The sequence below is a fragment of the Bacillus sp. N13C7 genome (assembly GCF_026790065.1).
In the GTDB taxonomy this organism is placed as follows: Bacteria; Bacillota; Bacilli; order Bacillales; family Bacillaceae; genus Bacillus.
Genome location: NZ_JALAMO010000017.1, coordinates 1 through 25,095, shown reverse-complemented (window position 1 = coordinate 25,095; position 25,095 = coordinate 1). Strand labels below are relative to the sequence as shown.

The following is a 25,095-nucleotide window of genomic DNA, read 5'->3' as shown; positions in this document are numbered from 1 at the left end:
GAGGTGTGACGAATGACCAAAGGAATCTTAGGAAGAAAAATTGGTATGACGCAAGTATTCGCTGAAAATGGTGATCTTATTCCGGTAACTGTTATTGAAGCTGCTCCAAACGTTGTTCTTCAAAAGAAAACAACTGAAAACGACGGTTATGAAGCAGTCCAGCTTGGTTTTGATGACAAGCGTGAAAAGCTTTCTAACAAACCTGAAAAAGGACACGTTGCAAAAGCGGAAACTGCTCCTAAGCGCTTCGTTAAAGAATTACGCGGAGTGGAAATGGATGCGTATGAAGTTGGTCAGGAAGTCAAGGTTGAAATTTTCTCTGCTGGAGAAATCGTAGATGTAACAGGAGTATCTAAAGGTAAAGGTTTCCAAGGTGCAATCAAGCGCCACGGACAATCTCGCGGACCTATGTCTCACGGTTCACGCTACCACCGTCGTCCTGGTTCAATGGGACCTGTAGATCCTAACCGTGTATTCAAAGGTAAATTATTACCTGGACGTATGGGCGGAGATCAAATCACTGTTCAAAACCTTGAAGTCGTAAAAGTTGATGCAGAACGCAATCTTCTTTTGATCAAAGGTAACGTACCTGGTGCGAAGAAATCTTTAATCACTGTTAAAAGTGCTGTTAAATCTAAATAACTCTCTTAGGAAAGGAGGAAATTGATCATGCCAAAAGTAGCATTATACAACCAAAACGGTTCTACTGCTGGTGACATCGAATTAAACGCTTCTGTATTTGGTATCGAGCCAAATGAGAGTGTTGTATTCGACGCTATTCTTATGCAAAGAGCTTCCTTACGTCAAGGAACTCACAAAGTAAAAAATCGTTCTGAAGTACGCGGCGGAGGTCGTAAACCATGGCGTCAAAAAGGTACTGGACGTGCCCGTCAAGGTTCTATCCGTTCACCGCAATGGCGCGGAGGTGGTGTCGTATTCGGCCCAACACCACGCAGCTATTCTTATAAATTACCTAAAAAAGTTCGCCGCTTGGCAATCAAATCAGTATTGTCTTCTAAAGTGATCGACAACAACATCATCGTTCTTGAAGATCTTACTCTTGATACGGCTAAAACAAAAGAAATGGCAGCTATCCTTAAAGGATTATCTGTTGAGAAAAAAGCTTTAATCGTAACTGCGGATGCTAACGAAGCAGTAGCTTTATCTGCTCGCAACATTCCTGGAGTTACTGTAGTTGAAGCTAACGGAATCAACGTTTTAGACGTTGTCAACCACGAGAAGCTTCTGATTACAAAAGCAGCGGTTGAAAAAGTAGAGGAGGTGCTTGCATAATGAAAGATCCTCGTGATGTTCTAAAGCGCCCCGTCATTACTGAACGTTCTGCTGATTTAATGACTGAAAAGAAATATACTTTTGAAGTCGATGTTAGAGCTAACAAAACAGAAGTGAAAGACGCTGTTGAAAGCATCTTTGGAGTGAAAGTTGACAAAGTCAACATCATGAACTACAAAGGTAAATCAAAACGTGTCGGACGCTACACTGGTATGACTAGCCGTCGCAGAAAAGCGATCGTAAAACTTACTGCAGACAGCAAAGAAATCGAAATTTTTGAAGCTTAATTATCTGTAAAAAGAAGGAGGGAAATTCAAAATGGCGATTAAAAAGTATAAACCGACCTCTAATGGACGTCGTGGCATGACAACTTCAGATTTTGCTGAAATCACGACTGACAAGCCGGAAAAATCCTTGCTTGCTCCCCTTCACAAAAAAGGCGGACGTAACAACCAAGGTAAATTGACTGTACGTCACCAAGGTGGCGGACATAAACGCCAATACCGTGTTATCGACTTCAAACGCGATAAAGATGGTATACCTGGACGCGTTGCTACAGTTGAATACGATCCAAACCGTTCAGCTAACATCGCTCTAATCAACTATGCAGACGGAGAAAAACGTTACATTCTTGCTCCTAAAGGAATTCAAGTGGGTACTGAAATCATGTCAGGTCCTGAAGCTGACATTAAAGTAGGTAATGCACTTCCACTTATCAACATCCCTGTTGGTACAGTTGTGCATAACATTGAATTAAAACCTGGTAAAGGCGGACAGCTTGTACGTTCAGCTGGTACATCTGCTCAGGTTCTTGGTAAAGAAGGTAAATACGTTCTTGTACGTCTTAACTCTGGTGAAGTTCGCATGATTCTTTCTGCTTGCCGTGCTTCTATCGGTCAAGTAGGTAACGAACAGCACGAACTTATCAACATTGGTAAAGCTGGACGTTCTCGCTGGAAAGGCATCCGCCCTACAGTTCGTGGTTCTGTAATGAACCCTAACGATCACCCACACGGTGGTGGTGAAGGACGTGCGCCAATCGGACGTAAATCACCAATGTCTCCATGGGGTAAACCAACTCTTGGATTCAAGACACGTAAGAAAAAGAACAAATCTGATAAATTTATCGTACGTCGTCGTAAAAATAAATAACGGGGTTGTCTACGGTTCTCTTCGGACCGTAGTGCAATCACGAAGGGAGGTTCCAAAATGGCTCGCAGCTTGAAAAAAGGACCATTTGTTGATGGACACTTGATGACAAAAATCGAGAAATTAAATGAAGCAGACAAGAAACAAGTCGTAAAAACTTGGTCTCGTCGTTCTACTATTTTCCCACAGTTTATTGGTCACACAATTGCAGTCTATGACGGACGTAAACACGTGCCTGTATTCATCTCTGAAGATATGGTAGGGCACAAGTTGGGTGAATTCGCTCCAACTCGTACGTACAAAGGTCATGCTAGTGATGACAAAAAAACAAGACGCTAAGAGAGGAGGCTTTTAAATGCAAGCTAAAGCTGTTGCAAGAACAGTCCGTATTGCTCCTCGTAAAGCACGTCTAGTAATGGACCTGATTCGAGGCAAGCAAGTAGGTGAGGCAGTATCAATCTTGAACCTTACACCAAGAGCTGCTTCTCCAATTATTGAGAAAGTATTAAAATCCGCTATTGCAAATGCTGAGCATAACTATGAAATGGACGCTAACAACCTGGTTATTTCTCAAGCATTCGTTGACGAAGGCCCTACGTTAAAAAGATTCCGCCCACGTGCTATGGGACGTGCGAGCCAAATCAACAAACGTACGAGCCACATTACAATCGTTGTATCAGAAAAGAAGGAGGGATAAGTAGTGGGTCAAAAGGTAAATCCAGTCGGTCTTCGTATCGGAGTCATTCGTGATTGGGAATCTAAGTGGTACGCTGGTAAAGATTACGCTGACTTCCTGCACGAAGATTTAAAAATTCGTGAATACATTAGCAAACGCCTTTCTGACGCTTCTGTTTCTAAAGTAGAAATCGAGCGTGCAGCAAACCGCGTTAACATTACGATCCACACAGCTAAGCCTGGTATGGTTATCGGTAAAGGCGGTTCAGAAGTTGAAGCACTTCGCAAAGCCCTTAACAGCCTTACTGGCAAGCGTGTACACATTAACATTCTTGAAATCAAAAGAGCAGATCTTGATGCACAGCTAGTTGCTGACAACATCGCTCGTCAATTAGAAAACCGTGTTTCTTTCCGCCGTGCGCAGAAACAACAAATCCAACGTACTATGCGTGCTGGAGCACAAGGTGTGAAAACAATGGTTTCTGGTCGTCTTGGCGGTGCAGATATCGCTCGTTCTGAATATTACAGTGAAGGAACTGTTCCATTGCACACATTGCGTGCGGACATTGACTATGCAACATCTGAAGCTGACACTACTTACGGTAAGCTTGGTGTAAAAGTCTGGATCTATCGTGGAGAGGTTCTTCCTACTAAGAAGAAAACTGAGGAAGGAGGAAAATAATATGTTATTACCAAAACGCGTTAAATATCGCAGAGAGCATCGCGGAAAAATGCGTGGCCGTGCGAAAGGCGGTACTGAAGTACATTTCGGTGAATTCGGTATCCAAGCTCTAGAGGCTTCATGGATCACTAACCGTCAAATCGAAGCTGCACGTATTGCGATGACTCGTTACATGAAACGTGGCGGTAAAGTTTGGATCAAAATTTTCCCTTCTAAACCTTACACTGCTAAACCGCTTGAGGTACGTATGGGATCCGGTAAAGGGGCTCCAGAAGGTTGGGTAGCTGTTGTAAAACCGGGCAAAGTTTTATTTGAAATTTCTGGTGTGTCTGAAGAGGTTGCTCGTGAAGCGCTTCGTCTTGCATCTCACAAATTGCCAATTAAAACGAAGTTCGTAAAACGTGAAGAAATTGGTGGTGAATCAAATGAAAGCTAATGAAATTCGTGACCTTACCACTGCTGAAATTGAACAAAAAGTAAAGTCTCTTAAAGAAGAACTTTTCAATCTTCGCTTTCAATTAGCGACAGGACAACTTGAAAATACTGCTCGCATTCGTGAAGTGCGCAAAGCTATCGCGCGCATGAAAACTGTGATTCGTGAAAGAGAAATTGCTGCTAATAAATAATCACTGAGGGGAGGTCGTGAGCATGAGCGAACGTAACCAGCGCAAAGTTTACCAAGGCCGTGTTGTTTCTGACAAAATGGATAAAACCATCACTGTTGTTGTTGAAACATACAAAAAACATACACTTTACGGTAAACGCGTAAAATACTCAAAAAAATTCAAAGCACATGATGAAAATAATCAAGCTAAAATCGGTGACATCGTAAAGATCATGGAAACTCGTCCATTGTCTGCAACTAAGCGTTTCCGTCTAGTTGAAGTTGTCGAAGAAGCTGTTATTATCTAATAAAGTTCGGAATTCTTTTTCCGAAGGGAGGTAACAAATAATGATTCAACAAGAGACTCGTTTAAAAGTAGCTGACAACTCTGGCGCACGTGAAGTACTTACTATTAAAGTTCTTGGTGGTTCTGGACGTAAAACAGCTAACATTGGTGATGTAATTGTTTGCACGGTTAAACAAGCAACACCAGGAGGCGTTGTCAAAAAAGGTGAAGTCGTAAAAGCTGTTATCGTTCGCACGAAAAGCGGAGCGCGCAGAAGTGACGGTTCATACATCAGCTTCGATGAGAATGCATGTGTTATCATCCGTGACGACAAGAGCCCACGCGGAACTCGTATCTTCGGACCAGTTGCTCGTGAATTGCGTGAAAACAACTTTATGAAAATTGTTTCTCTAGCTCCAGAAGTTATCTAATGAAATAAATGCCTTAGTCAAGGAGGTGCGATCAGGATGCATGTAAAAAAAGGCGATAAAGTTATGGTTATCTCTGGTAAAGATAAAGGCAAACAAGGAACAATCCTTGCTGCTTTCCCTAAAAAGGACCGCGTTTTAGTTGAAGGTGTTAACATGGTGAAGAAACACTCTAAACCAACTCAAGCTAACCCTCAAGGCGGTATTTCTAATCAAGAGGCGCCAATTCATGTATCAAACGTTATGCCGCTCGATCCTAAAACAGGTGAAGTGACTCGCGTAGGATACAAAGTGGAAGATGGCAAAAAAGTTCGTGTAGCAAAAAAATCTGGGCAAGTTCTAGATAAATAGTATTAAAAGGAAGGGAGGTCTATCTCATGAACCGCCTTAAAGAAAAGTACAATAAAGAAATTGCACCTGCTTTAATGACTAAATTCAACTATGATTCAGTCATGCAAGTGCCTAAAATCGAAAAAATCGTAATCAACATGGGTGTTGGTGACGCTGTTCAAAACGCGAAAGCAATCGACAGTGCTGTTGAAGAATTAACGTTTATCGCAGGTCAAAAACCTGTCGTTACTCGTGCGAAGAAATCAATTGCTGGATTCCGTCTTCGTGAGGGAATGCCTATCGGTGCGAAAGTAACTCTTCGCGGAGAGCGCATGTATGATTTCCTTGATAAACTTATTTCTGTATCTTTACCGCGTGTACGTGACTTCCGCGGGGTTTCTAAAAAATCTTTCGACGGTCGCGGTAACTACACACTTGGTATCAAAGAACAGTTAATCTTCCCTGAAATTGACTACGATAAAGTAACAAAGGTTCGAGGAATGGACATCGTTATCGTAACAACTGCTAATACTGACGAAGAAGCTCGTGAGCTATTAACTCAAGTAGGTATGCCGTTCCAGAAATAATCAATGAAAGGGAGGCGAAATCGTGGCTAAAAAGTCTATGATTGCGAAACAACAACGTACACCAAAGTTTAAAGTACAAGAGTACACACGCTGTGAACGCTGCGGACGTCCGCATTCAGTCATTCGTAAATTTAAACTTTGCCGTATTTGTTTCCGTGAGCTTGCATATAAAGGACAAATTCCTGGCGTGAAAAAAGCCAGCTGGTAATCCCCAAGAAAGGGAAGGAGGTAATTATATAATGGTTATGACAGATCCAATTGCAGATATGCTAACTCGTATTCGCAATGCAAACATGGTACGTCATGAGAAGCTTGAAATTCCTGCTTCTAAATTGAAAAGAGAAATTGCTGAAATTTTAAAGCGTGAAGGTTTCATTCGTGACGTTGAGTTCGTAGAAGACAGCAAACAAGGTATCATCCGCGTTTTCTTGAAATACGGACAAAACAACGAGCGCGTTATCACTGGTCTTAAAAGAATCAGCAAGCCTGGTTTGCGTGTTTATGCTAAATCTAATGAAGTACCTCGCGTACTTAACGGTCTTGGAATCGCGATTATTTCTACATCACAAGGTGTTTTAACGGACAAAGAAGCCCGTGCAAAACAAGCTGGTGGAGAAGTTCTAGCATACGTTTGGTAAGAAGTTTAACATGAATGGAGGTGTTTGGTATGTCTCGTGTAGGTAAGAAGCTACTTGAGATTCCTTCTGATGTTACAGTAACGTTAAACGATAACAATACTGTAGCTGTGAAAGGACCAAAAGGAGAATTAACTCGTACGTTTCACCCTGATATGGAGATTAAAGTAGAGGACAATGTGCTTACAGTCGCTCGTCCTTCTGATCAGAAAGAGCACCGTGCACTGCATGGTACGACTCGCAGTCTGCTTGGCAACATGGTTGAAGGTGTATCTAAAGGATTTGAAAGAGGTTTGGAATTAGTCGGTGTCGGTTACCGTGCGTCTAAATCCGGAAATAAACTTGTTTTAAACGTTGGATACTCTCACCCTGTTGAGATCGTTCCTGAAGAAGGCATCGAAATCGAAGTTCCTTCTCAAACTAAAGTAGTTGTAAAAGGTACAGACAAAGAACGTGTAGGAGCTATTGCTGCTAACATCCGCGCTGTACGTTCTCCAGAGCCTTACAAAGGTAAAGGAATCCGCTACGAAGGTGAAGTTGTTCGCCGTAAAGAAGGTAAATCTGCTAAGTAAGATCGCTTAAAGTGAAGAAAGGAGTGACCTAGATGATTACGAAAACTAGCAAAAATGCTGCTCGTCTTAAAAGACACGCTCGTGTTCGCGCTAAACTTTCCGGTACTGCTGAAAGACCGCGTCTGAACGTTTTCCGTTCTAACAAGCACATTTACGCTCAAATCATCGATGATGTAAATGGTGTTACACTTGCTAGTGCATCTACTCTCGATAAAGACTTGAACGTTGAAAGCACTGGAGATACTTCTGCTGCTACTAAAGTTGGAGAATTAGTTGCAAAACGCGCCGCTGAAAAAGGCATCTCTGACGTAGTATTTGACCGTGGCGGATACTTATACCATGGACGTGTAAAAGCTTTGGCTGATGCCGCTCGTGAAGCTGGACTTAAATTTTAATAAAAGAAGGAGGGACACATGATTATGCGTCGTATTGACCCAAGCAAATTAGAGTTAGAAGAACGCTTAGTTACGGTTAACCGCGTAGCGAAAGTTGTTAAAGGTGGTCGTCGTTTCCGCTTCGCAGCTCTAGTCGTTGTCGGTGACAAAAACGGACACGTAGGATTCGGTACTGGTAAAGCACAAGAAGTACCAGAAGCGATCCGCAAAGCTGTTGAAGATGCGAAAAAGAATTTGATTGAAGTACCAATGGTTGGAACTACAATTCCACATGAAATCATCGGACGTTTCGGTGCAGGTAACATCTTGTTAAAACCTGCTTCTGAAGGTACTGGAGTTATCGCTGGAGGCCCTGTACGTGCGGTACTTGAGCTTGCTGGTGTATCTGACATCCTTTCTAAGTCTTTAGGTTCTAACACACCGATCAACATGATTCGTGCAACACTTCAAGGCTTAAGTGAACTTAAGCGTGCTGAAGACGTTGCGAAGCTTCGTGGAAAATCTGTAGAAGAACTGTTAGGATAAGGAGGGAACATTAATGGCTAAATTAGAAATTACCCTCAAACGAAGTGTAATCGGTCGCCCGGAAGATCAACGCGTTACTGTAAGAACACTTGGTTTAAAGAAAACAAACCAAACTGTTGTACATGAAGACAACGCTGCGATCCGTGGCATGATTAATAAAGTATCTCATTTAGTTTCTGTTAAAGAACAATAAAAATATTTGATCGGATAAGGAGGTGTCCTAATGAAACTTCATGAATTAAAACCTTCAGAAGGTTCACGCAAAACGCGTAATCGCGTAGGTCGTGGTATTGGTTCTGGCAACGGTAAAACAGCTGGTAAAGGTCACAAAGGTCAAAACGCTCGTTCTGGCGGCGGTGTACGTCCAGGATTCGAGGGGGGACAAATGCCTTTATTCCAACGTCTTCCTAAACGCGGTTTCACTAACATCAACCGCAAGGAATACGCTGTAGTCAACCTAGACAAATTGAACGGTTTTGCAGAAGGAACGGAAGTCACTCCTGAACTTCTTCTTGAGACTGGTGTAATTAGCAAACTTAATGCAGGAGTAAAGATTCTTGGCAACGGTAAATTAGAGAAAAAATTAACTGTAAAAGCCAATAAATTCTCTGCTTCTGCGAAAGAAGCTGTTGAAGCTGCTGGCGGTACAGCTGAGGTGATCTAACTTGTTTAAAACAATCTCCAACTTTATGCGTGTGAGTGATATCAGGAATAAAATCATATTCACTTTACTCATGCTTATCGTCTTTCGCATAGGTGCGTTTATTCCTGTGCCATATGTTAACGCTGAGGTGTTACAGGCACAGTCTCAAATGGGTGTTTTTGATCTCCTTAATACATTTGGCGGCGGTGCGCTTTACCAATTTTCCATTTTTGCAATGGGAATCACTCCTTATATCACGGCTTCAATCATCATTCAGCTGCTTCAGATGGATGTTGTGCCGAAGTTTACCGAGTGGTCTAAGCAAGGTGAAGTTGGCCGCCGTAAATTAGCTCAGTTCACAAGGTACTTTACGATTGTGCTTGGTTTTATCCAGGCGTTAGGTATGTCTTACGGATTTAACAATCTGGCAAACGGTATGCTGATCGAAAAATCCGGTGTATCCACATATCTCATCATTGCTTTAGTGCTCACTGGCGGAACTGCCTTTTTAATGTGGCTTGGAGAACAAATTACGTCTCATGGAGTAGGCAACGGAATATCGATCATTATCTTCGCGGGGATTGTGGCTAGTATTCCAAAAACGATTGGACAAATATATGAGACTCAATTTGTTGGCAGCAACGATCAGTTGTTTATTCATATTGTGAAAGTCGCACTTCTTGTGATTGCGATTTTAGCAGTTATTGTTGGAGTTATTTTCATTCAGCAAGCCGTACGGAAAATTGCGATTCAATATGCTAAAGGAACAGGTCGTTCACCTGCTGGCGGAGGTCAGTCTACACACCTTCCATTGAAAGTGAACCCTGCAGGGGTTATTCCGGTAATCTTTGCGGTTGCGTTTTTGATAACGCCGCGGACGATCGCGTCATTCTTTGGAACAAACGATGTGACGAAGTGGATTCAAAACTACTTTGATAATACGCATCCGGTGGGTATGGCGATATATGTTGCATTGATTATTGCCTTTACGTACTTTTATGCTTTTGTACAGGTGAATCCTGAACAAATGGCTGATAACCTTAAAAAACAGGGTGGCTATATCCCGGGGGTTCGTCCAGGGAAAATGACTCAAGATAGAATTACGAGCATTTTGTATCGACTTACGTTTGTGGGTTCTATATTCTTAGCCGTGATTTCCATTCTTCCTATCTTTTTCATTCAATTCGCTGGATTGCCTCAAAGTGCACAAATTGGCGGAACATCTTTGTTAATTGTTGTCGGGGTAGCCTTGGAGACAATGAAACAACTAGAAAGCCAGTTGGTGAAACGAAACTACCGTGGATTTATGAAAAACTAGAGGAAATGGATTTATCCATTCCCTCTTAATAAAGAGAGGACGGGGGAAATCCGAATGAACTTAGTCTTAATGGGGCTTCCTGGTGCCGGTAAAGGTACACAGGGCGAACGAATTGTTGAGGATTATGGGATTCCTCATATCTCAACAGGAGATATGTTCCGTGCTGCTATGAAAGAAGAGACACCACTCGGACTCGAAGCAAAATCTTATATTGATAAGGGAGAGCTCGTACCTGACGAAGTCACAATCGGAATTGTAAAAGAAAGACTTGGCAAAGACGATTGTGAAAGAGGTTTTCTTCTGGACGGATTTCCGCGAACAGTCGCTCAAGCCGAAGCTCTTGAAGAAATTCTTGAGGAATACGGCAAGCCGATTGATTATGTCATTAACATTGAAGTCGACAAAGATGTTCTGATGGAACGTCTGACTGGACGCAGAATTTGCAGTGTTTGCGGCACAACCTATCATTTAGTCTTTAATCCGCCAAAAACGCCGGGTGTTTGTGATAAAGACGGAGGCGAACTCTATCAACGGGCAGATGATAATGAGGAAACAGTCTCTAAACGGCTTGAGGTAAACATGAAGCAAACTCAGCCTTTACTCGATTTCTATTCTGAGAAAGGTTATCTTGTAAACGTGAATGGCCAACAGGACATTCAAGACGTTTATGCAGATGTGAAGGATCTTCTTGGAGGATTAAAAAAATGATTATCTGTAAAACCCCACGTGAACTTGGTATCATGCGGGAAGCAGGGCGAATCGTGGCTTTAACTCATGAAGAGCTAAAAAAGCACATTAAACCAGGAATCTCGACAAAAGAATTGGATCAAATTGCCGAACGTTTTATTAAGAAGCAGGGTGCAATCCCATCTTTTAAGGGGTATAATGGGTTTCGCGGGAGCATTTGCGTATCAGTTAATGAAGAACTCGTTCATGGCATTCCTGGCAGCAGGGTTCTGAAGGACGGTGACATCATCAGTATTGATATCGGTGCTAAATTAAATGGTTATCATGGTGACTCTGCATGGACATATCCGGTAGGAAACATCAGCGATGATGACAAAAAACTTCTGGAAGTGACAGAGGAGTCTTTATATAAAGGCTTGCAGGAAGCAAAACCAGGTGAACGTTTGTCGAATATTTCCCACGCAATACAAACGTATGTCGAAAATGAGCAGTTTTCAGTTGTTAGGGAGTATGTCGGACATGGTGTTGGTCAAGACTTGCATGAGGACCCGCAAATTCCTCATTACGGTCCGCCCAACAAAGGACCACGGCTCAAACCTGGCATGGTTCTCGCTATTGAACCTATGGTGAACGCTGGCAGCCGCTACGTGAAAACATTGGCTGATAACTGGACGGTTGTAACGGTAGATGGGAAAAAGTGTGCTCATTTTGAACATACAATTGCGATTACGGAAACGGGTTTTGATATACTGACGAGAGTCTAGGTGATGTAAACGTTCCGAAGGCAGGTGTTTTTCCGGCTTGATAGGGCAGAAAGTTTGGATGAACATTGGCAGGACCGAATTCATCTTGCCGTTGTCATAGGAATTGTTGACCATCATCAATGTACTAACAGCAGACGGAGAAATGCGTACATTACATTCTCCTAAGAATAAGAATATCAATCATTTAACCCTTTATGATTGCGTATCTCCGGAAGTTCAGAACAGTATAAACGAAACAGGGCGTGTGACAAACTTCTTTTGAAATTTGTCAGAAAGCAAGTTACTGATTTGAAGAAGGGAGAACACTTGAATGGCGAAAGACGATGTAATTGAAGTGGAAGGTACTATAGTCGAAACACTGCCAAACGCGATGTTCAAAGTTGAACTTGAAAATGGCCACACTGTTTTGGCTCACGTATCTGGTAAAATCCGCATGCACTTCATTCGCATTTTACCTGGAGACAAAGTTACGGTAGAATTATCTCCATATGACTTAACTCGTGGCAGGATTACGTACCGTTACAAATAAAGCACTCCGGAAACTGAAGGAGGTTGGAAACACATGAAAGTGAGACCATCAGTTAAACCAATCTGCGAAAAATGTAAAGTTATTCGCAGAAAAGGAAAAGTAATGGTGATCTGTGAAAATCCAAAGCATAAACAAAAACAAGGATAATTTATAAGGAGGTGCCCAGAGAATGGCTCGTATTGCTGGTGTAGATATCCCACGTGACAAACGTGTTGTTATTTCTTTAACATACATCTTCGGAATTGGCCGCACAACGGCTCAGCAAGTTTTAAAAGAAGCTGGAGTTTCAGAAGATACTCGTGTGCGCGATCTTACTGAAGAAGAACTTGGTAAAATCCGTGATATTATTGACAAACTGAAAGTAGAAGGTGACCTTCGCCGTGAAGTTTCTCTTAATATCAAACGTCTGATTGAAATCGGAAGCTACCGCGGAATCCGTCATCGCAGAGGATTACCTGTTCGCGGACAAAACTCTAAAAACAACGCGCGTACTCGTAAAGGTCCGCGTCGTACTGTAGCTAACAAGAAAAAATAAGTAAGGGAGGTTCTTAAACAATGGCTGCTGCTCGTAAATCTAACACGCGTAAACGTCGCGTGAAAAAGAATATTGAGTCTGGAATTGCTCATATTCGTTCAACTTTCAATAACACGATCGTTACGATCACTGATACTCATGGTAATGCTATTTCTTGGTCTAGTGCCGGAGCTTTAGGATTCAGAGGTTCTCGTAAATCTACTCCTTTTGCTGCGCAAATGGCTGCAGAAACAGCTGCTAAAGGTTCAATCGAACATGGTCTTAAAACTCTAGAGGTTACTGTTAAAGGACCTGGTTCAGGCCGTGAAGCTGCAATCCGTGCACTTCAAGCTGCTGGACTAGAAGTCACTGCTATCAGAGACGTAACTCCTGTTCCTCATAACGGATGCCGTCCACCAAAACGTCGCCGCGTGTAATTTGTTTGTATAGATTTTGTGTCCCTGTCAATAATGGGTTATGATACAGTTATTTATGAAACGAATGCACCGACTCGTTGCCTGAGCACATACGGGACTAAACAATGGGGAATTTCGGATGGAATCTCATATGATTCTATTCGAGGTTTCGACGTTTTGAAGGAGGGTTTTAAGTAATGATCGAGATTGAAAAACCAAAAATCGAAACGGTTGAAATCAGCGACGATGCCAAATTTGGTAAGTTTGTCGTAGAGCCACTTGAGCGTGGATATGGTACAACTCTGGGTAACTCCTTACGTCGTATCCTCTTATCCTCACTCCCTGGTGCCGCTGTAACATCAATCCAGATAGATGGTGTACTGCACGAATTCTCGACAATTGAAGGCGTTGTGGAAGATGTTACAACGATTATCTTACACATTAAAAAGCTTGCATTGAAAATCTACTCTGATGAAGAGAAGACGCTAGAAATTGATGTACAGGGTGAAGGAACTGTAACGGCAGCTGATATTACACACGATAGTGATGTAGAGATCTTAAATCCTGATCTTCATATCGCGACTCTTGGTGAGAATGCGAGTTTCCGAGTTCGCCTTACTGCTCAAAGAGGACGTGGGTATACGCCTGCTGACGCAAACAAGAGAGACGATCAGCCAATCGGCGTGATTCCGATCGATTCTATCTATACGCCAGTTTCTCGTGTATCTTATCAGGTAGAGAACACTCGTGTAGGCCAAGTTGCAAACTATGATAAACTTACACTTGATGTTTGGACTGATGGAAGCACTGGACCGAAAGAAGCCATTGCGCTTGGTTCAAAGATTTTAACTGAACACCTTAATATATTCGTTGGTTTAACTGACGAAGCTCAACATGCTGAAATCATGGTTGAAAAAGAAGAAGATCAAAAAGAGAAAGTTCTTGAAATGACAATTGAAGAATTAGATCTTTCTGTTCGTTCTTACAACTGTTTAAAGCGTGCGGGCATTAACACGGTTCAAGAGCTTGCGAATAAGACGGAAGAAGATATGATGAAAGTTCGTAACCTAGGACGCAAATCACTTGAAGAAGTGAAAGCAAAACTAGAAGAACTTGGACTCGGACTTCGCAAAGACGATTGACTAGTTTCCCTTGTGAACTAGGATTTTCGTGTGTTTATTATTCAGAAACAGCATTCCAATAAAGGAGGGGACATCACATGTCATACAGAAAACTAGGACGTACGAGTGCACAGCGTAAAGCTATGCTTCGTGATCTTACAACTGATTTGATCATCAACGAAAGAATCGAAACAACTGAAACACGTGCGAAAGAACTTCGCTCTGTAGTTGAAAAAATGATCACGCTTGGCAAACGCGGTGATCTTCACGCTCGCCGTCAAGCTGCTGCATACATCCGCAACGAGGTTGCAAACGAAGAAAATAACCAAGATGCACTTCAAAAATTATTCTCTGACATTGCAACTCGTTACGAGGAGCGCCAAGGTGGATACACACGTATTATGAAGCTTGGTCCTCGCCGTGGTGACGGAGCACCAATGGCAATTATCGAATTGGTTTAATCACATATTTTTGTGTATCTAAAGAAGGGCGGGACAGTTTCTAACTGGATCTATGCCCTTTTTTTAGATACTGCAACTTTTTAGATAGAGAGAAAAGCAGAGCATGAGCTGAGAGGAGGCCGGTTTTCCATGAATCAAAATCAGTTGATATCGGTAGAGGATATCGTATTTCGATATCGGAAAGACGCAGAAAGACGAGCACTAGACGGCGTCTCCCTGCAGGTGTATGAGGGTGAATGGCTTGCAATTGTAGGTCATAACGGTTCTGGGAAATCAACACTGGCACGGGCATTGAACGGTTTAATCCTTCCTGAATCAGGCGACATCAAGGTTGCCGGGATTCAATTAACAGAGGAATCGGTTTGGGAAGTGCGTAAGAAGATAGGTATGGTCTTTCAAAATCCGGATAACCAATTTGTCGGAACGACTGTTCGCGATGATGTGGCTTTTGGTTTAGAAAACAATGGTGTACCGCGGGAAGAAATGATTGAGAGAGTAGACTGGGCAGTAAAACAGGTGAATATGCAAGATTTTCTCGATCAAGAGCCGCACCATCTCTCCGGAGGCCAAAAGCAGAGAGTTGCGATTGCGGGGGTTATTGCCGCACGTCCTGATATTATTATCTTAGATGAAGCAACATCTATGCTTGACCCGATCGGGCGAGAAGAAGTGCTTGAAACGGTAAGACATTTAAAGGGGCATGGCATGGCGACTGTCATTTCCATCACTCATGATCTGGATGAGGCTGCAAAAGCAGACAGAATCATTGTCATGAATGGCGGTAAAAAATACGCCGAAGGGCCGCCTGAAGAGATTTTTAAATTGAATAGGGAACTTGTTCAAATCGGGCTTGATTTACCCTTCTCATTCCAGCTAAGCCAGCTTTTAAGAGAAAATGGACTAGCTTTAGAAGAAAATCATCTGACTCAGGAAGGGCTGGTGAAAGAGCTATGGACATTACAATCAAAGATGTAGAGCATCGTTATCAGATGAAGACGCCTTTTGAGCGCCTTGCACTGTATGATATCAATGCATCGATTAAAGAAGGCAGCTATGTAGCCGTTGTTGGGCATACAGGCTCCGGCAAGTCCACTCTTCTTCAGCACCTGAATGGTCTCCTGAAGCCGACGAAGGGGCAGATATCACTAGGCAGCACTGTCATTCAGGCAGGGAAAAAGAATAAAGAGCTAAAAGCCCTTCGTAAAAAAGTCGGAATCGTTTTCCAATTTCCTGAGCATCAATTATTCGAAGAAACAGTTCTTAAAGATATCTCGTTCGGACCGATGAACTTTGGTGTAAAAAAAGAAGATGCAGAACGAAAGGCGAGAGAGATGCTGAAGCTTGTAGGTTTATCTGAAGAGCTTCTGGACAGATCACCTTTTGAATTAAGCGGGGGGCAAATGCGCAGAGTTGCAATTGCCGGCGTACTTGCAATGGATCCTGAAGTGCTTGTTCTTGATGAACCGACTGCAGGATTGGATCCAAGAGGGCGAAAAGAGATTATGGACATGTTCTATGAGCTTCATCAACGGGGGAACCTGACGACGATCCTTGTGACACACAGCATGGAGGATGCGGCTGCATACGCTGATGAAATGATTGTCATGCATAAAGGCACGATCCAAGCATCAGGCAGTCCGCGTGATTTGTTTTTAAAAGGCGAAGAGATGGCCGGCTGGGGGCTGGATCTTCCGGAAACGATAAAATTCCAAAAGCAGCTGGAAGCTGCGCTTGGTGTCAGATTCAAAGAGCCGATGCTTACAATTGAAGATGCCGCAGCTGAAATCCATGCTCTTTTTCAGGGGGAGAAAACCTTATGATGGACAGCATGATTATCGGCAAGTATGTACCGGGCTCCTCACTTGTGCACCGGCTTGACCCCAGAACAAAACTCATCACGATCTTTTTATTTGTCTGCATTGTATTCTTAGCCAATAATGTTCAGACATATGCGTTGCTTGGTTTATTTACAATTGGCGTCGTTTCTTTAACAAGAGTCTCCTTTTCTTTTTTAATGAAAGGGTTAAAGCCTATCATCTGGATTGTCCTCTTTACGTTCCTTCTTCATATTTTCATGACACATGAAGGGCCGGTTATCTTTACTTTAGGTGTTTTCAAAGTCTATGAGGGCGGTTTGGTTCAAGGGATATTCATTTCTCTTAGATTCGTCTATCTGATTTTAATTACAACGTTATTAACGTTGACAACAACTCCGATTGAAATTACTGATGGAATGGAACAGCTGCTGAATCCGCTGAAAAAATTAAAACTTCCTGTTCACGAGCTGGCGCTTATGATGTCAATTTCTTTAAGGTTTATTCCGACCTTGATGGAGGAGACAGATAAGATTATGAAGGCTCAGATGGCCCGAGGCGTTGATTTTACAAGCGGACCTGTCAAAGACAGAGTGAAGGCTATTGTCCCGCTTCTTGTTCCTCTCTTCGTCAGTGCATTCAAACGCGCTGAGGAGCTCGCAGTGGCAATGGAAGCCAGAGGCTATCAAGGCGGAGAGGGACGTACGAAATACAGAAAGCTTGTTTGGACAGGAAAAGACACTTCTGTCATTGTCAGCTTGGTGATATTAGCTGCTTTGCTATTTTTCTTAAGAGCTTAGAGGTGCTGTATGAGACTGAAATGCACGATTTCTTATGACGGACATTTGTTTAATGGTTATCAGGTTCAGCCAGGTAAAAGAACGGTTCAGGATGAACTGGAGAAGGCTTTGGCTGTCCTGCATAAGTCGAAAGACAGAGTTCCGGTCGTTTCGTCAGGAAGAACAGACAGCGGGGTTCACGCAGCCGGACAGGTGATTCATTTTGACACTCCGCTGTCTATCCCTGTTGAGAGATGGCCGTATGCCTTAAATGCACTGCTTCCGGACGATATCGCAGTTAAAAAGGCAGAAATTGCGGATGATGGGTTCCATGCACGATTTAGCGCAGTCAAAAAAGAATATCGCTATTTTGTATACACGGAGAAATACCCGGACGTATTTAAACGGCATTACGCTTACCATTTTTCATATCGCCTTAATGTGCAGAACATGAGAGAAGCGGCAAAGCATCTTTTAGGGACACATGATTTTACGAGCTTTTGCGCGGCTAAAACAGAGGTGCAGGACAAGGTAAGGACGATTTACGAACTTGATTGGACTGAGACGGCTGACGGCCTGCAAATGCGGATCACAGGCAGCGGTTTCTTATATAATATGGTCAGAATTATTGCGGGCACTTTGCTGGATGCAGGTATTGGAAAAATTTCTCCCGATGACGTGAAATGGATGCTGGAAGCGAAGGACCGCGAAGCGGCAGGGCGCACAGCACCGGGGCACGGGCTATATTTATGGAACGTTTACTATGACAACTAAACCAGGTGTATAATATTTTCTTGACAGAGTCTGCATAAAGTTATAAGATATCATATGGTATGTATTTCAACCCCACGATAAGCCCCGGAACTTATTGTGTTGTGAAATAGAACGTAATCGAAGTTTATTGAAAATGACAGATCATTTAGGAGGGAAATTCAATGCGTACAACACCTATGGCTAACGCAAGTACTATTGAACGCAAGTGGTTAGTTGTTGATGCTGCTGGCAAGACTTTAGGTCGTCTTTCTTCAGAAGTTGCAGCTATCCTTCGCGGAAAACACAAACCAACTTACACACCACACGTTGATACTGGAGATCATGTGATCATCATCAACGCTGAAAAAATCGAGTTAACTGGTAAAAAGTTAACTGACAAAATCTACTACCGTCATACTCAACATCCAGGCGGATTAAAATCAAGAACTGCTCTTGAAATGCGTACAAACTACCCTGAGAAAATGCTTGAGCTTGCTATCAAAGGCATGCTTCCAAAAGGTTCTCTAGGTCGTCAAATGTTCAAAAAATTGAACGTATACCGTGGTTCTGAGCATCCACACGAAGCACAAAAACCTGAAGTTTACGAACTTCGCGGTTAATTAAAAAGGAGGTTACCAATTTGGCACAGGTTCAATATTACGGTACTGGCCGTCGTAAAAGCTCTGTAGCGCGTGTGCGTTTAGTTCCAGGAGAAGGTCGTATCGTCGTTAATAATCGTGAAATCAGCGAACACATCCCATCTGCAGCTTTAATCGAAGATATCAAACAACCATTAACTTTGACTGAAACAGCTGGCACTTATGATGTTTTAGTAAACGTACATGGAGGCGGCTTATCTGGTCAAGCTGGAGCAATCCGTCACGGTATCGCTCGTGCTTTGCTTGAAGCAGATCCAGAATACCGTACAACTCTTAAACGTGCAGGTCTTCTGACTCGTGACGCTCGTATGAAAGAACGTAAAAAATACGGTCTTAAAGGCGCTCGTCGTGCACCTCAGTTCTCAAAACGTTAATTTTGCGTTTTCAAAAAGCTCTCGACCTTGTGTTGGGAGCTTTTTTGTGTTTTAATATAACGCCGATATACAATTTCTTGGTACACTGCATACATCTAAACAAATTGCTTGCTTCTAAACAGTCCTGTTGTAATAATCATTGTATCTTTCATTTCTTTACCAGCTCATTTAATTGAATGAAGCTTGGAAAGCTGGTCAAAGTGTTTTAATAGGCATGTCGTCAATCCAGTTCAATTAAAAACTGATCACCTACCTGTTAAATCTCACAGCTGATTTTCCAACTGTCCGGATGACATTATTTATGAGATCTGTTGACGTAAATCACATATTTCCTTTGTGGTTTTTTTGCGTTTTTATGAATTTCTTCTAAATACGCAGAGGGAAAGCGATTTCAATCTAGAAATATTTGTTATACTCTATACATTAAAGTAAGGAGAACGATTAATGAATGTATTAGTAGATCATAATAGCAAAGCCTGGGATCAAAAAGTAGAAACAGGCAATGAATGGACTGTTGCTGTTGAGCAGCCTGTCATCGAACAAGCGAAAAAAGGTAATTGGGATATAAGGGTGACACCAATGAAAAATGTACCGAAGGATTGGTTTCCCCCTATCAAAGGGCTGAAGGTGCTCTGTTTAGCATCAGGTGGCGGTCAACAAGGCCCGATTTTGGCGGCTGCAGGCGCTGATGTCACTGTATTAGATAACTCAGAAAGACAGCTGGATCAGGACAGAATGGTTGCTGAGCGCGACGGTCTCACAATACATACTGTCAAAGGAAGCATGGATGATCTCAGTCAGTTTAATGATGAATCTTTTGATGTCATTGTACATCCTGTTGCCAATGTTTTTGTTGAGAATGTCCTCCCGGTCTGGAAGGAAGCGTACCGTGTGCTGAAAACAAACGGCGTTCTCATTTCCGGGTTTGTCAATCCAGTCGTGTTCCTGTTTGATGTAGAATTGGAACAGCAAGGCATTTTAAAAGTAAAACACTCCATTCCATATGCCGACTCAGAGGATCTTCCAAAACATAAAGTGAAAAAATTGATTGAAAATCAGGAGGCTCTGGAATTCGGACATTCTCTAGAAGACCAAATCAAAGGCCAAATTGATGCCGGTTTTGTCGTCACAGGTTTTTATGAAGATAAAGGCGGATTTGTATTGGACCAGTATATTCATACATATTCTGCAACAAGAAGCGTGAAATTATGAAATAGCAGCGACCTATTAAAGGGGCTGCTTTTTTAATTATTGTCTGCAGAACATTTGTTCCTTCCCTGTGTTATCAGTCTCTGCACCTTCATTTGGGCGAATTTCCATCCGAATTCGGGCATGGTTTCACCATCCAAACCTCAAAATATCGGTAAAAGGAGAGTGAATTTGTATGGCAGAGGTACTGTCTTTTATGGATGTGAAACGCCAAAAGGATTTTGAATTAGAAAAGAACTTGCTTAAAGAACTCTCGCTAAGGCAAATTATTCAGTCTGTTAAGGACTGTCTGGAACCATTATTCCCGTTTTTACACGATGAAAGAGATATTATTAGCGAAGGCTGTATTGATTTTGCTATAGAGGCTTATTTGTTAGGCGGACGTTTTGGGATATTCGGCTATTACGGAGAATCCATGCAGAGCATCAGTGCCCGCTCTGCAAGAGAAGAAGAAGAGCTTCGTCTGGAGTTTTTTGATTATCTCTATAATTGGATACATGAGCAATACGCAACATTTGATAAAAACACGGTTTACGAAGCAGCACACAAGTTTATTAAAGATTGGTGGACAGCAGGATTTGTCCAAAGAGAAAAACAATGTAAGCTACGCATGCGATAATCATATTTCCCGGCCCTGTCCCATAGTTATGTAATAACGGACAAGCGGGAGGGGAAGGGATGAGGAAAAAGCTTAAATGGCTCAGTTTTTTGCTAGGCTTCATCGTATTACTGTTTCTATTCAAGTATCAATTCAGCAATAATGATTCTTGGAAGCCATGGAGTCTGCCTTTGAGCGGGAAAATTATATATTTAGATCCAGGTCATGGCGGGCCAGACGGCGGGGCAGTCGGCGGAAAGCTGTTAGAGAAGGATGTAACCTTGGAAGTGGCCTTTAGAGTCAGGGATTACCTTCAGGAACAAGGAGCGCTTGTCATTATGACCAGGGAAAGTGATACCGATCTCGCTCCAGAAGGAACGAAGGGCTATAGCAGACGAAAAGCCGAAGACTTAAGACAGCGGGTTAAATTAATCAACCATTCAGAGGCTGAACTCTATCTTAGCATTCATCTCAATGCGATTCCGTCGCAAAAGTGGAGCGGAGCGCAAAGCTTTTACTACGGAAAATATGCGGAAAATGAGAAAGTCGCAAAATATATTCAGGATGAATTGAGAAGAAATCTAGAAAATACGACCCGGAAGGCAAAGCGGATTCATGGTATCTATTTAATGCAAAACGTCACCAAACCGGGAGCGCTTGTAGAAGTCGGATTTTTATCCAATCCTAACGAAGCGAGGATGCTCGGGAAGCCGAAATATCAGGACAAGGTGGCATCCTCCATATATAAGGGCATTTTGCGATATTTCACAGAAAAAGGAGACCCTCCGGAGTAAGGAGGGTTTTCTTATGGTTCTAAGCATAAGACACCCGCCATTTATGTATGATATAATAATAATTGTAAACGAATACACAAAAGGGTGAGGTTCGATGATAAGAGAAGATGAAGTAAGAAAACTAATCGGTGAAATGCGCGAACCTTTTCTTCAAAGACCTCTGGGAGAATTGGATGCCGTTAAGGAAATTAAAATAAAGCCTGAAAAACGGCATGTTAGTGTAAAAATAGCACTTGCAAAAACCGGAACTGCAGAACAAATGCAGATTCAGCAAGAGATCGTAAACGTGTTAAAAGGGGCAGGTGCTGAGACAGTTGGCCTTCGATTTGAAGAGCTGCCTGAAGAAACGGTTGCTAAATTCCGGGCGCCTTCAGCTGAGCACAAAACATTGTTAAATATGGATAACCCGCCAGTCTTTCTTGCTGTAGCAAGCGGTAAAGGCGGCGTAGGCAAGTCAACTGTGTCAGTAAACCTTGCTATTTCTCTGGCTCGTCTTGGGAAAAAGGTCGGTTTAATTGATGCAGATATTTATGGCTTCAGTGTGCCGGATATGATGGGTATCACTGTACGACCAACCATTGAAGGGGAGAAACTTCTTCCTGTTGAACGCTTCGGGGTAAAGGTGATGTCAATGGGCTTTTTCGTAGAAGAGAATGCGCCGGTTGTATGGAGAGGCCCGATGCTTGGCAAAATGCTGAATAATTTTTTCCATGAAGTAGAGTGGGGAGAAGTAGACTATATCGTTCTCGATCTACCGCCTGGAACAGGGGACGTTGCTCTAGATGTACATACAATGCTTCCGAGCTGTAAAGAAATCATCGTATCAACGCCGCATCCCACAGCTGCTTTTGTAGCAGCCAGAGCGGGTTCTATGGCAATTAAAACCGATCACGAGGTCGTTGGTGTCATAGAGAACATGGCTTACTATGAGAGCGCAAAGACAGGAGAAAGAGAATATGTGTTTGGGAAGGGCGGCGGAGATAAACTGGCTGAGGAATTGAATGTGCCTTTACTCGGACGAATCCCGCTGAAACAGCCAGATTGGGATAAGGACCAATTTGCTCCGTCTGTTTATGACAAAAGCCATCCTATAGGAGAAATATATCAAGACATCGCAAAAAAAATTGTTGCAAAAATGTCAGTGCAAGTATAAAAAAGGTAAACCGGGATTCTCTGCATCCCGGCTTCCTTCTTATTCACTTTCCTTGGCAGTGTCTTTTGCTGCTTTTTTCAGTTCATCTTCGAACTGTTTTTTGTAAAGCGGGCTTGAAAGTGTTTCGTTAATAACCTCTTCTAAATAACTGCGGAATTCTTGGCTTTTTGCCAGTTCGCTGTACTTTTTATTCATGCCCGGATCCTGCATAACGCCCATCAGCATCTTCTGGTAATCCGGATCCTTCATCAGTTTTTTAATCACTTTTTCATGTTCTGTCTGAAGAGTTTTCGCAAAGCCTTCGGCAAAATCAGTGTCTTCAAAGATGTTTTTCCAAAATTCTTCACCCTTTTTAGAGGTGAGTGTTTTCTCTATTGTTCCTTTAATCGCATCTTGGTCAATCACCAGCGCTTCATTCATCGCATCATCGTTTAATAATTCCTTAATGGCTTTCTTTCCATCATCAGTTTTTAATATATCAACAACCATTTTTTTGGTCTGATCATAGTCCATATCCGCTGCTTGGTCTTTTGGAGCACAAGCTGTTACAGATAATAACAAAAAACAGCTCATCAATAGCGTTTTGGCTTTTGACATGCTTAAGCTCCTTTCACATACTTGTCTTACTTTTAATATGATTCATCTGTTTGGAATTATACATAACAAAATATCGCGGTTAGCGATTTTTGAGGGGTTGAATAAAGAAATGAAAAGCCGTGGTTTAGTTCGTTTTTTCTTTTCTATTTTAGCTGTCGGAGCGCTTATCACGAGTATCGTGGGTTTTGCTTTAAAGTGGGGAGAATATAAGGGGCTGTTTCTTGCTTTTGAAGCGGGACAGATTTTCTCTGTATTATTTTGGTTTATCGGTGTTGGCATGATATTCAGTGTGATCAGCCAAATGGGTTTTTTCGTGTTTCTAACCGTTCACCGGTTTGCGCTTGAGATATTAAGATCCTCATCATTATGGAATCTGCTTCAGCTGTTTTTCATCCTGTTTGTTGCTTTTGATCTCATGTACGTGCGTTTTTTATTTTTTGGAGATAGCGGAGAATCGATGGCTGGCTATGCGTGGTTACCAGTATTTTTATTGATCTTTGGAGTGATTACAGCTTATATTAAGCAAAAGCAGTCCTCTAAGAAAACGTTTGTGTCATCGTTGTTTTTAATGGTTGTGATTACTGCACTAGAATGGTTCCCTGCATTAAGAGTAAATGATGAGGACTGGCTTTATTTAATGCTTTTTCCGTTAATGGCGTGTAATGCTTTCCAATTGCTGATGCTGCCGAAGTTTGCAGCGAAATAATTACTTTACTTCTGCAGACTTGGCATCTGAATTTGCGATGAGATCACCCACGGTAACATTATTTAATCCTTTTTCTTTCAGTTGATGGATGATATCAGGCAACGCTTCTTCTGTTTGTTTTGCCGAGTCGGATGCGTGTAATAGAATGATGTCCCCTCCGGAAACTTGCTTGGTCACATTGTCGATGATTTTTTCAACTCCGGGATTTGTCCAATCCTGAGAGTTCACGCTGTAATGAACGACTGTATAATTGTATTGCTTTGCGACCGTTAGAACATTCTTATTAAACTGTCCGGTTGGGGGTCTTAATAGGTGTATGTCTTTGAGCCCTAACTTTTCAAAGGCAGTTTGAGCACGGTTAATATCCTTTTTTATTTCGCTGCTCTCTAAATTGGCATAGTTTTTATAGGCGTATCCCATGCTCCCGATTTGATGCCCATCCTTTACAATACGTGCCACTGTGTCAGGGTGACGTTCGGCCCAAGAAGCGGAAAGAAAAAATGTCGCATTTTTAATTCCGTTCGCTTTCAAGGTATCAAGAATGGGTTCTGCTCTCTCATCCCCCCAGCTGATATCAAAAGTAAGTGAGATGTCTTTCGAATCCGTTTCTCCTTTATAAATAGCTTTAGGTCCGGTGTCAGTTGAAAACACGGGAAGCGGGACAGCTCTTTGGATATAAAAAAAGCTGGCTGCTGCAAATGCGGCGATAAGTATAATAATAAATTGTTTCACGCGTTTAATGTGCCACACATAGAAGTGATTCACTGATGATGCCTCCTTATCTTGTCCATCATTCTTGTATTACATCTTATGAGCATGGCCAATTGAATATAACCGATAAAATGCCTCTTCACTTATAGCTTAAATTAGGTGTTGACCTTTTGATAATATCCGTGATATATTATTATTCGTCGCTGATAAACAGCTGACATCAACTAAAAGCTTCATTAAATACTTCGAAAAAAGTTGTTGACTTAAAGGAAGCTAAATGTTATAGTAATAAAGCTGCTTCGTTAAGCGGCAGTAATGATCTTTGAAAACTAAA

42 protein-coding genes and 1 pseudogene are annotated in these 25,095 nt (G+C 42.2%); 41 read left to right on the top strand and 2 right to left on the bottom strand.

The window, feature by feature from the left end; genetic code table 11:
- The first annotated feature begins 12 nt into the window (after positions 1-12).
- The 40 genes and pseudogenes from rplC to salA all read left to right on the top strand — a co-directional run bounded on the left by rplC (position 13) and on the right by salA (position 22,747).
- Positions 13-642, top strand: a complete 630-nt coding sequence (rplC, locus tag MOB98_RS17205; RefSeq protein ID WP_268361327.1) for a 50S ribosomal protein L3 — start codon at positions 13-15, stop codon at positions 640-642.
- 27 nt (positions 643-669) lie between these two features.
- A complete protein-coding gene (gene rplD, locus MOB98_RS17200; protein ID WP_004399658.1) occupies positions 670-1,293 on the top strand; it encodes a 50S ribosomal protein L4 in 624 nt (207 codons plus the stop codon).
- Entirely contained in the window at positions 1,293-1,580 is a 288-nt protein-coding gene (gene rplW, locus MOB98_RS17195) for a 50S ribosomal protein L23 (protein WP_003156467.1), read from the top strand. Before rplD ends, rplW begins: the two co-directional genes overlap by 1 nt.
- 31 nt (positions 1,581-1,611) lie before the next feature.
- Positions 1,612-2,445: a 50S ribosomal protein L2 gene (gene rplB, locus MOB98_RS17190; RefSeq protein ID WP_003225795.1), complete on the top strand. Its 834-nt coding sequence runs from the start codon at positions 1,612-1,614 to the stop codon at positions 2,443-2,445.
- Positions 2,446-2,502: 57 nt separating this feature from the next.
- Complete coding sequence (gene rpsS / locus MOB98_RS17185) at positions 2,503-2,781, top strand: 30S ribosomal protein S19 (RefSeq protein ID WP_268361328.1); 279 nt, start codon at positions 2,503-2,505, stop codon at positions 2,779-2,781.
- Positions 2,782-2,797: 16 nt separating this feature from the next.
- Positions 2,798-3,139 carry a 50S ribosomal protein L22 gene (gene rplV, locus MOB98_RS17180; RefSeq protein ID WP_003156475.1) on the top strand — a complete coding sequence of 114 codons (342 nt, stop codon included), beginning with the start codon at positions 2,798-2,800 and terminating at the stop codon, positions 3,137-3,139.
- A 3-nt stretch (positions 3,140-3,142) separates the two neighbouring features.
- The gene (rpsC, locus tag MOB98_RS17175) at positions 3,143-3,799 is read left to right on the top strand and encodes a 30S ribosomal protein S3 (RefSeq protein WP_003242001.1); all 657 of its coding nucleotides are present in this window, start codon (positions 3,143-3,145) and stop codon (positions 3,797-3,799) included.
- Between the two features lies 1 nt (position 3,800).
- Positions 3,801-4,235: a 50S ribosomal protein L16 gene (rplP, locus tag MOB98_RS17170; protein WP_003225801.1), complete on the top strand. Its 435-nt coding sequence runs from the start codon at positions 3,801-3,803 to the stop codon at positions 4,233-4,235.
- Entirely contained in the window at positions 4,225-4,425 is a 201-nt protein-coding gene (gene rpmC, locus MOB98_RS17165) for a 50S ribosomal protein L29 (protein WP_003156482.1), read from the top strand. Before rplP ends, rpmC begins: the two co-directional genes overlap by 11 nt.
- Positions 4,426-4,447: 22 nt before the next feature.
- Positions 4,448-4,711 (top strand): 30S ribosomal protein S17, encoded by a 264-nt coding sequence (gene rpsQ, locus MOB98_RS17160; protein ID WP_003225804.1) that lies wholly within the window; start codon positions 4,448-4,450, stop codon positions 4,709-4,711.
- A gap of 40 nt (positions 4,712-4,751) precedes the next feature.
- Positions 4,752-5,120 carry a 50S ribosomal protein L14 gene (gene rplN / locus MOB98_RS17155; RefSeq protein WP_003225805.1) on the top strand — a complete coding sequence of 123 codons (369 nt, stop codon included), beginning with the start codon at positions 4,752-4,754 and terminating at the stop codon, positions 5,118-5,120.
- Positions 5,121-5,156: 36 nt separating this feature from the next.
- Positions 5,157-5,468 (top strand): 50S ribosomal protein L24, encoded by a 312-nt coding sequence (gene rplX, locus MOB98_RS17150; protein ID WP_003156486.1) that lies wholly within the window; start codon positions 5,157-5,159, stop codon positions 5,466-5,468.
- Positions 5,469-5,494: 26 nt separating this feature from the next.
- Complete coding sequence (gene rplE / locus MOB98_RS17145; RefSeq protein ID WP_003225809.1) at positions 5,495-6,034, top strand: 50S ribosomal protein L5; 540 nt, start codon at positions 5,495-5,497, stop codon at positions 6,032-6,034.
- A 22-nt stretch (positions 6,035-6,056) separates the two neighbouring features.
- Entirely contained in the window at positions 6,057-6,242 is a 186-nt protein-coding gene (gene rpsN, locus MOB98_RS17140) for a 30S ribosomal protein S14 (protein ID WP_003156488.1), read from the top strand.
- Positions 6,243-6,273: 31 nt separating this feature from the next.
- The gene (gene rpsH, locus MOB98_RS17135) at positions 6,274-6,672 is read left to right on the top strand and encodes a 30S ribosomal protein S8 (protein WP_003241998.1); all 399 of its coding nucleotides are present in this window, start codon (positions 6,274-6,276) and stop codon (positions 6,670-6,672) included.
- A 29-nt stretch (positions 6,673-6,701) separates the two neighbouring features.
- Positions 6,702-7,241, top strand: coding sequence for a 50S ribosomal protein L6 (gene rplF / locus MOB98_RS17130; protein ID WP_004399690.1), 540 nt, complete (start codon positions 6,702-6,704; stop codon positions 7,239-7,241).
- Positions 7,242-7,273: 32 nt separating this feature from the next.
- Positions 7,274-7,636 (top strand): 50S ribosomal protein L18, encoded by a 363-nt coding sequence (gene rplR / locus MOB98_RS17125; protein ID WP_003225816.1) that lies wholly within the window; start codon positions 7,274-7,276, stop codon positions 7,634-7,636.
- A gap of 24 nt (positions 7,637-7,660) precedes the next feature.
- Complete coding sequence (rpsE, locus tag MOB98_RS17120; RefSeq protein WP_100276429.1) at positions 7,661-8,161, top strand: 30S ribosomal protein S5; 501 nt, start codon at positions 7,661-7,663, stop codon at positions 8,159-8,161.
- Between the two features lie 13 nt (positions 8,162-8,174).
- Positions 8,175-8,354, top strand: coding sequence for a 50S ribosomal protein L30 (gene rpmD, locus MOB98_RS17115; protein ID WP_003156497.1), 180 nt, complete (start codon positions 8,175-8,177; stop codon positions 8,352-8,354).
- A gap of 30 nt (positions 8,355-8,384) precedes the next feature.
- On the top strand, positions 8,385-8,825 hold the full coding sequence (gene rplO / locus MOB98_RS17110) for a 50S ribosomal protein L15 (protein WP_003225819.1): 441 nt from the start codon (positions 8,385-8,387) through the stop codon (positions 8,823-8,825).
- Between the two features lies 1 nt (position 8,826).
- On the top strand, positions 8,827-10,122 hold the full coding sequence (secY, locus tag MOB98_RS17105; RefSeq protein ID WP_268362102.1) for a preprotein translocase subunit SecY: 1,296 nt from the start codon (positions 8,827-8,829) through the stop codon (positions 10,120-10,122).
- 54 nt (positions 10,123-10,176) lie between these two features.
- Entirely contained in the window at positions 10,177-10,830 is a 654-nt protein-coding gene (locus MOB98_RS17100; protein WP_268362104.1) for an adenylate kinase, read from the top strand.
- Positions 10,827-11,573 carry a type I methionyl aminopeptidase gene (gene map, locus MOB98_RS17095; RefSeq protein ID WP_003225828.1) on the top strand — a complete coding sequence of 249 codons (747 nt, stop codon included), beginning with the start codon at positions 10,827-10,829 and terminating at the stop codon, positions 11,571-11,573. Before MOB98_RS17100 ends, map begins: the two co-directional genes overlap by 4 nt.
- Before the next feature lie 87 nt (positions 11,574-11,660).
- A pseudogene (locus tag MOB98_RS20845) lies at positions 11,661-11,906 on the top strand (RNA-binding protein); the annotation flags it as partial.
- Positions 11,884-12,102 (top strand): translation initiation factor IF-1, encoded by a 219-nt coding sequence (gene infA, locus MOB98_RS17090; RefSeq protein WP_003156508.1) that lies wholly within the window; start codon positions 11,884-11,886, stop codon positions 12,100-12,102. The pseudogene MOB98_RS20845 and the gene infA, both read left to right, overlap by 23 nt.
- A gap of 33 nt (positions 12,103-12,135) precedes the next feature.
- Positions 12,136-12,249: a 50S ribosomal protein L36 gene (gene rpmJ / locus MOB98_RS17085; protein ID WP_003156543.1), complete on the top strand. Its 114-nt coding sequence runs from the start codon at positions 12,136-12,138 to the stop codon at positions 12,247-12,249.
- Positions 12,250-12,271: 22 nt separating this feature from the next.
- On the top strand, positions 12,272-12,637 hold the full coding sequence (rpsM, locus tag MOB98_RS17080) for a 30S ribosomal protein S13 (protein WP_003235095.1): 366 nt from the start codon (positions 12,272-12,274) through the stop codon (positions 12,635-12,637).
- A gap of 20 nt (positions 12,638-12,657) precedes the next feature.
- A complete protein-coding gene (gene rpsK / locus MOB98_RS17075; RefSeq protein ID WP_009966385.1) occupies positions 12,658-13,053 on the top strand; it encodes a 30S ribosomal protein S11 in 396 nt (131 codons plus the stop codon).
- 176 nt (positions 13,054-13,229) lie between these two features.
- Complete coding sequence (locus tag MOB98_RS17070; protein ID WP_003225835.1) at positions 13,230-14,174, top strand: DNA-directed RNA polymerase subunit alpha; 945 nt, start codon at positions 13,230-13,232, stop codon at positions 14,172-14,174.
- 77 nt (positions 14,175-14,251) lie between these two features.
- Positions 14,252-14,614: a 50S ribosomal protein L17 gene (gene rplQ, locus MOB98_RS17065; protein WP_003225836.1), complete on the top strand. Its 363-nt coding sequence runs from the start codon at positions 14,252-14,254 to the stop codon at positions 14,612-14,614.
- A gap of 129 nt (positions 14,615-14,743) precedes the next feature.
- Positions 14,744-15,589: an energy-coupling factor ABC transporter ATP-binding protein gene (locus MOB98_RS17060; RefSeq protein ID WP_268362105.1), complete on the top strand. Its 846-nt coding sequence runs from the start codon at positions 14,744-14,746 to the stop codon at positions 15,587-15,589.
- Positions 15,565-16,434: an energy-coupling factor ABC transporter ATP-binding protein gene (locus tag MOB98_RS17055; RefSeq protein ID WP_268362107.1), complete on the top strand. Its 870-nt coding sequence runs from the start codon at positions 15,565-15,567 to the stop codon at positions 16,432-16,434. The genes MOB98_RS17060 and MOB98_RS17055 overlap by 25 nt, the downstream gene beginning before the upstream one ends.
- Positions 16,431-17,228: an energy-coupling factor transporter transmembrane component T family protein gene (locus MOB98_RS17050; RefSeq protein WP_268362109.1), complete on the top strand. Its 798-nt coding sequence runs from the start codon at positions 16,431-16,433 to the stop codon at positions 17,226-17,228. Before MOB98_RS17055 ends, MOB98_RS17050 begins: the two co-directional genes overlap by 4 nt.
- A 9-nt stretch (positions 17,229-17,237) precedes the next feature.
- Entirely contained in the window at positions 17,238-17,981 is a 744-nt protein-coding gene (truA, locus tag MOB98_RS17045; protein WP_268362111.1) for a tRNA pseudouridine(38-40) synthase TruA, read from the top strand.
- A gap of 161 nt (positions 17,982-18,142) precedes the next feature.
- Positions 18,143-18,580, top strand: a complete 438-nt coding sequence (gene rplM / locus MOB98_RS17040; protein ID WP_003241966.1) for a 50S ribosomal protein L13 — start codon at positions 18,143-18,145, stop codon at positions 18,578-18,580.
- Between the two features lie 20 nt (positions 18,581-18,600).
- Positions 18,601-18,993 (top strand): 30S ribosomal protein S9, encoded by a 393-nt coding sequence (rpsI, locus tag MOB98_RS17035; RefSeq protein ID WP_004399691.1) that lies wholly within the window; start codon positions 18,601-18,603, stop codon positions 18,991-18,993.
- Between the two features lie 444 nt (positions 18,994-19,437).
- Complete coding sequence (locus MOB98_RS17030) at positions 19,438-20,205, top strand: class I SAM-dependent methyltransferase (protein WP_268362114.1); 768 nt, start codon at positions 19,438-19,440, stop codon at positions 20,203-20,205.
- 172 nt (positions 20,206-20,377) lie between these two features.
- On the top strand, positions 20,378-20,821 hold the full coding sequence (locus MOB98_RS17025) for a YbaK family protein (RefSeq protein ID WP_268362116.1): 444 nt from the start codon (positions 20,378-20,380) through the stop codon (positions 20,819-20,821).
- Between the two features lie 59 nt (positions 20,822-20,880).
- Positions 20,881-21,594, top strand: coding sequence for an N-acetylmuramoyl-L-alanine amidase CwlD (cwlD, locus tag MOB98_RS17020; protein ID WP_268362118.1), 714 nt, complete (start codon positions 20,881-20,883; stop codon positions 21,592-21,594).
- A 94-nt stretch (positions 21,595-21,688) separates the two neighbouring features.
- Complete coding sequence (salA, locus tag MOB98_RS17015; RefSeq protein ID WP_268362119.1) at positions 21,689-22,747, top strand: iron-sulfur carrier protein/transcriptional regulator SalA; 1,059 nt, start codon at positions 21,689-21,691, stop codon at positions 22,745-22,747.
- Positions 22,748-22,786: 39 nt separating this feature from the next.
- Here salA and gerD read toward each other — a convergent pair whose 3' ends face one another.
- A complete protein-coding gene (gerD, locus tag MOB98_RS17010) occupies positions 22,787-23,344 on the bottom strand; it encodes a spore germination lipoprotein GerD (RefSeq protein ID WP_003241955.1) in 558 nt (185 codons plus the stop codon).
- A 109-nt stretch (positions 23,345-23,453) separates the two neighbouring features.
- Here gerD and kbaA point away from each other — a divergent pair, with 109 nt between their 5' ends.
- Positions 23,454-24,050, top strand: a complete 597-nt coding sequence (kbaA, locus tag MOB98_RS17005) for a KinB-signaling pathway activation protein (RefSeq protein WP_268362121.1) — start codon at positions 23,454-23,456, stop codon at positions 24,048-24,050.
- On the opposite strand, the gene pdaB is transcribed toward kbaA, so the two are convergent.
- On the bottom strand, positions 24,051-24,815 hold the full coding sequence (pdaB, locus tag MOB98_RS17000) for a polysaccharide deacetylase family sporulation protein PdaB (RefSeq protein WP_268362124.1): 765 nt from the start codon (positions 24,813-24,815) through the stop codon (positions 24,051-24,053). It abuts the gene before it with no gap.
- Positions 24,816-25,095 lie beyond the last annotated feature (280 nt).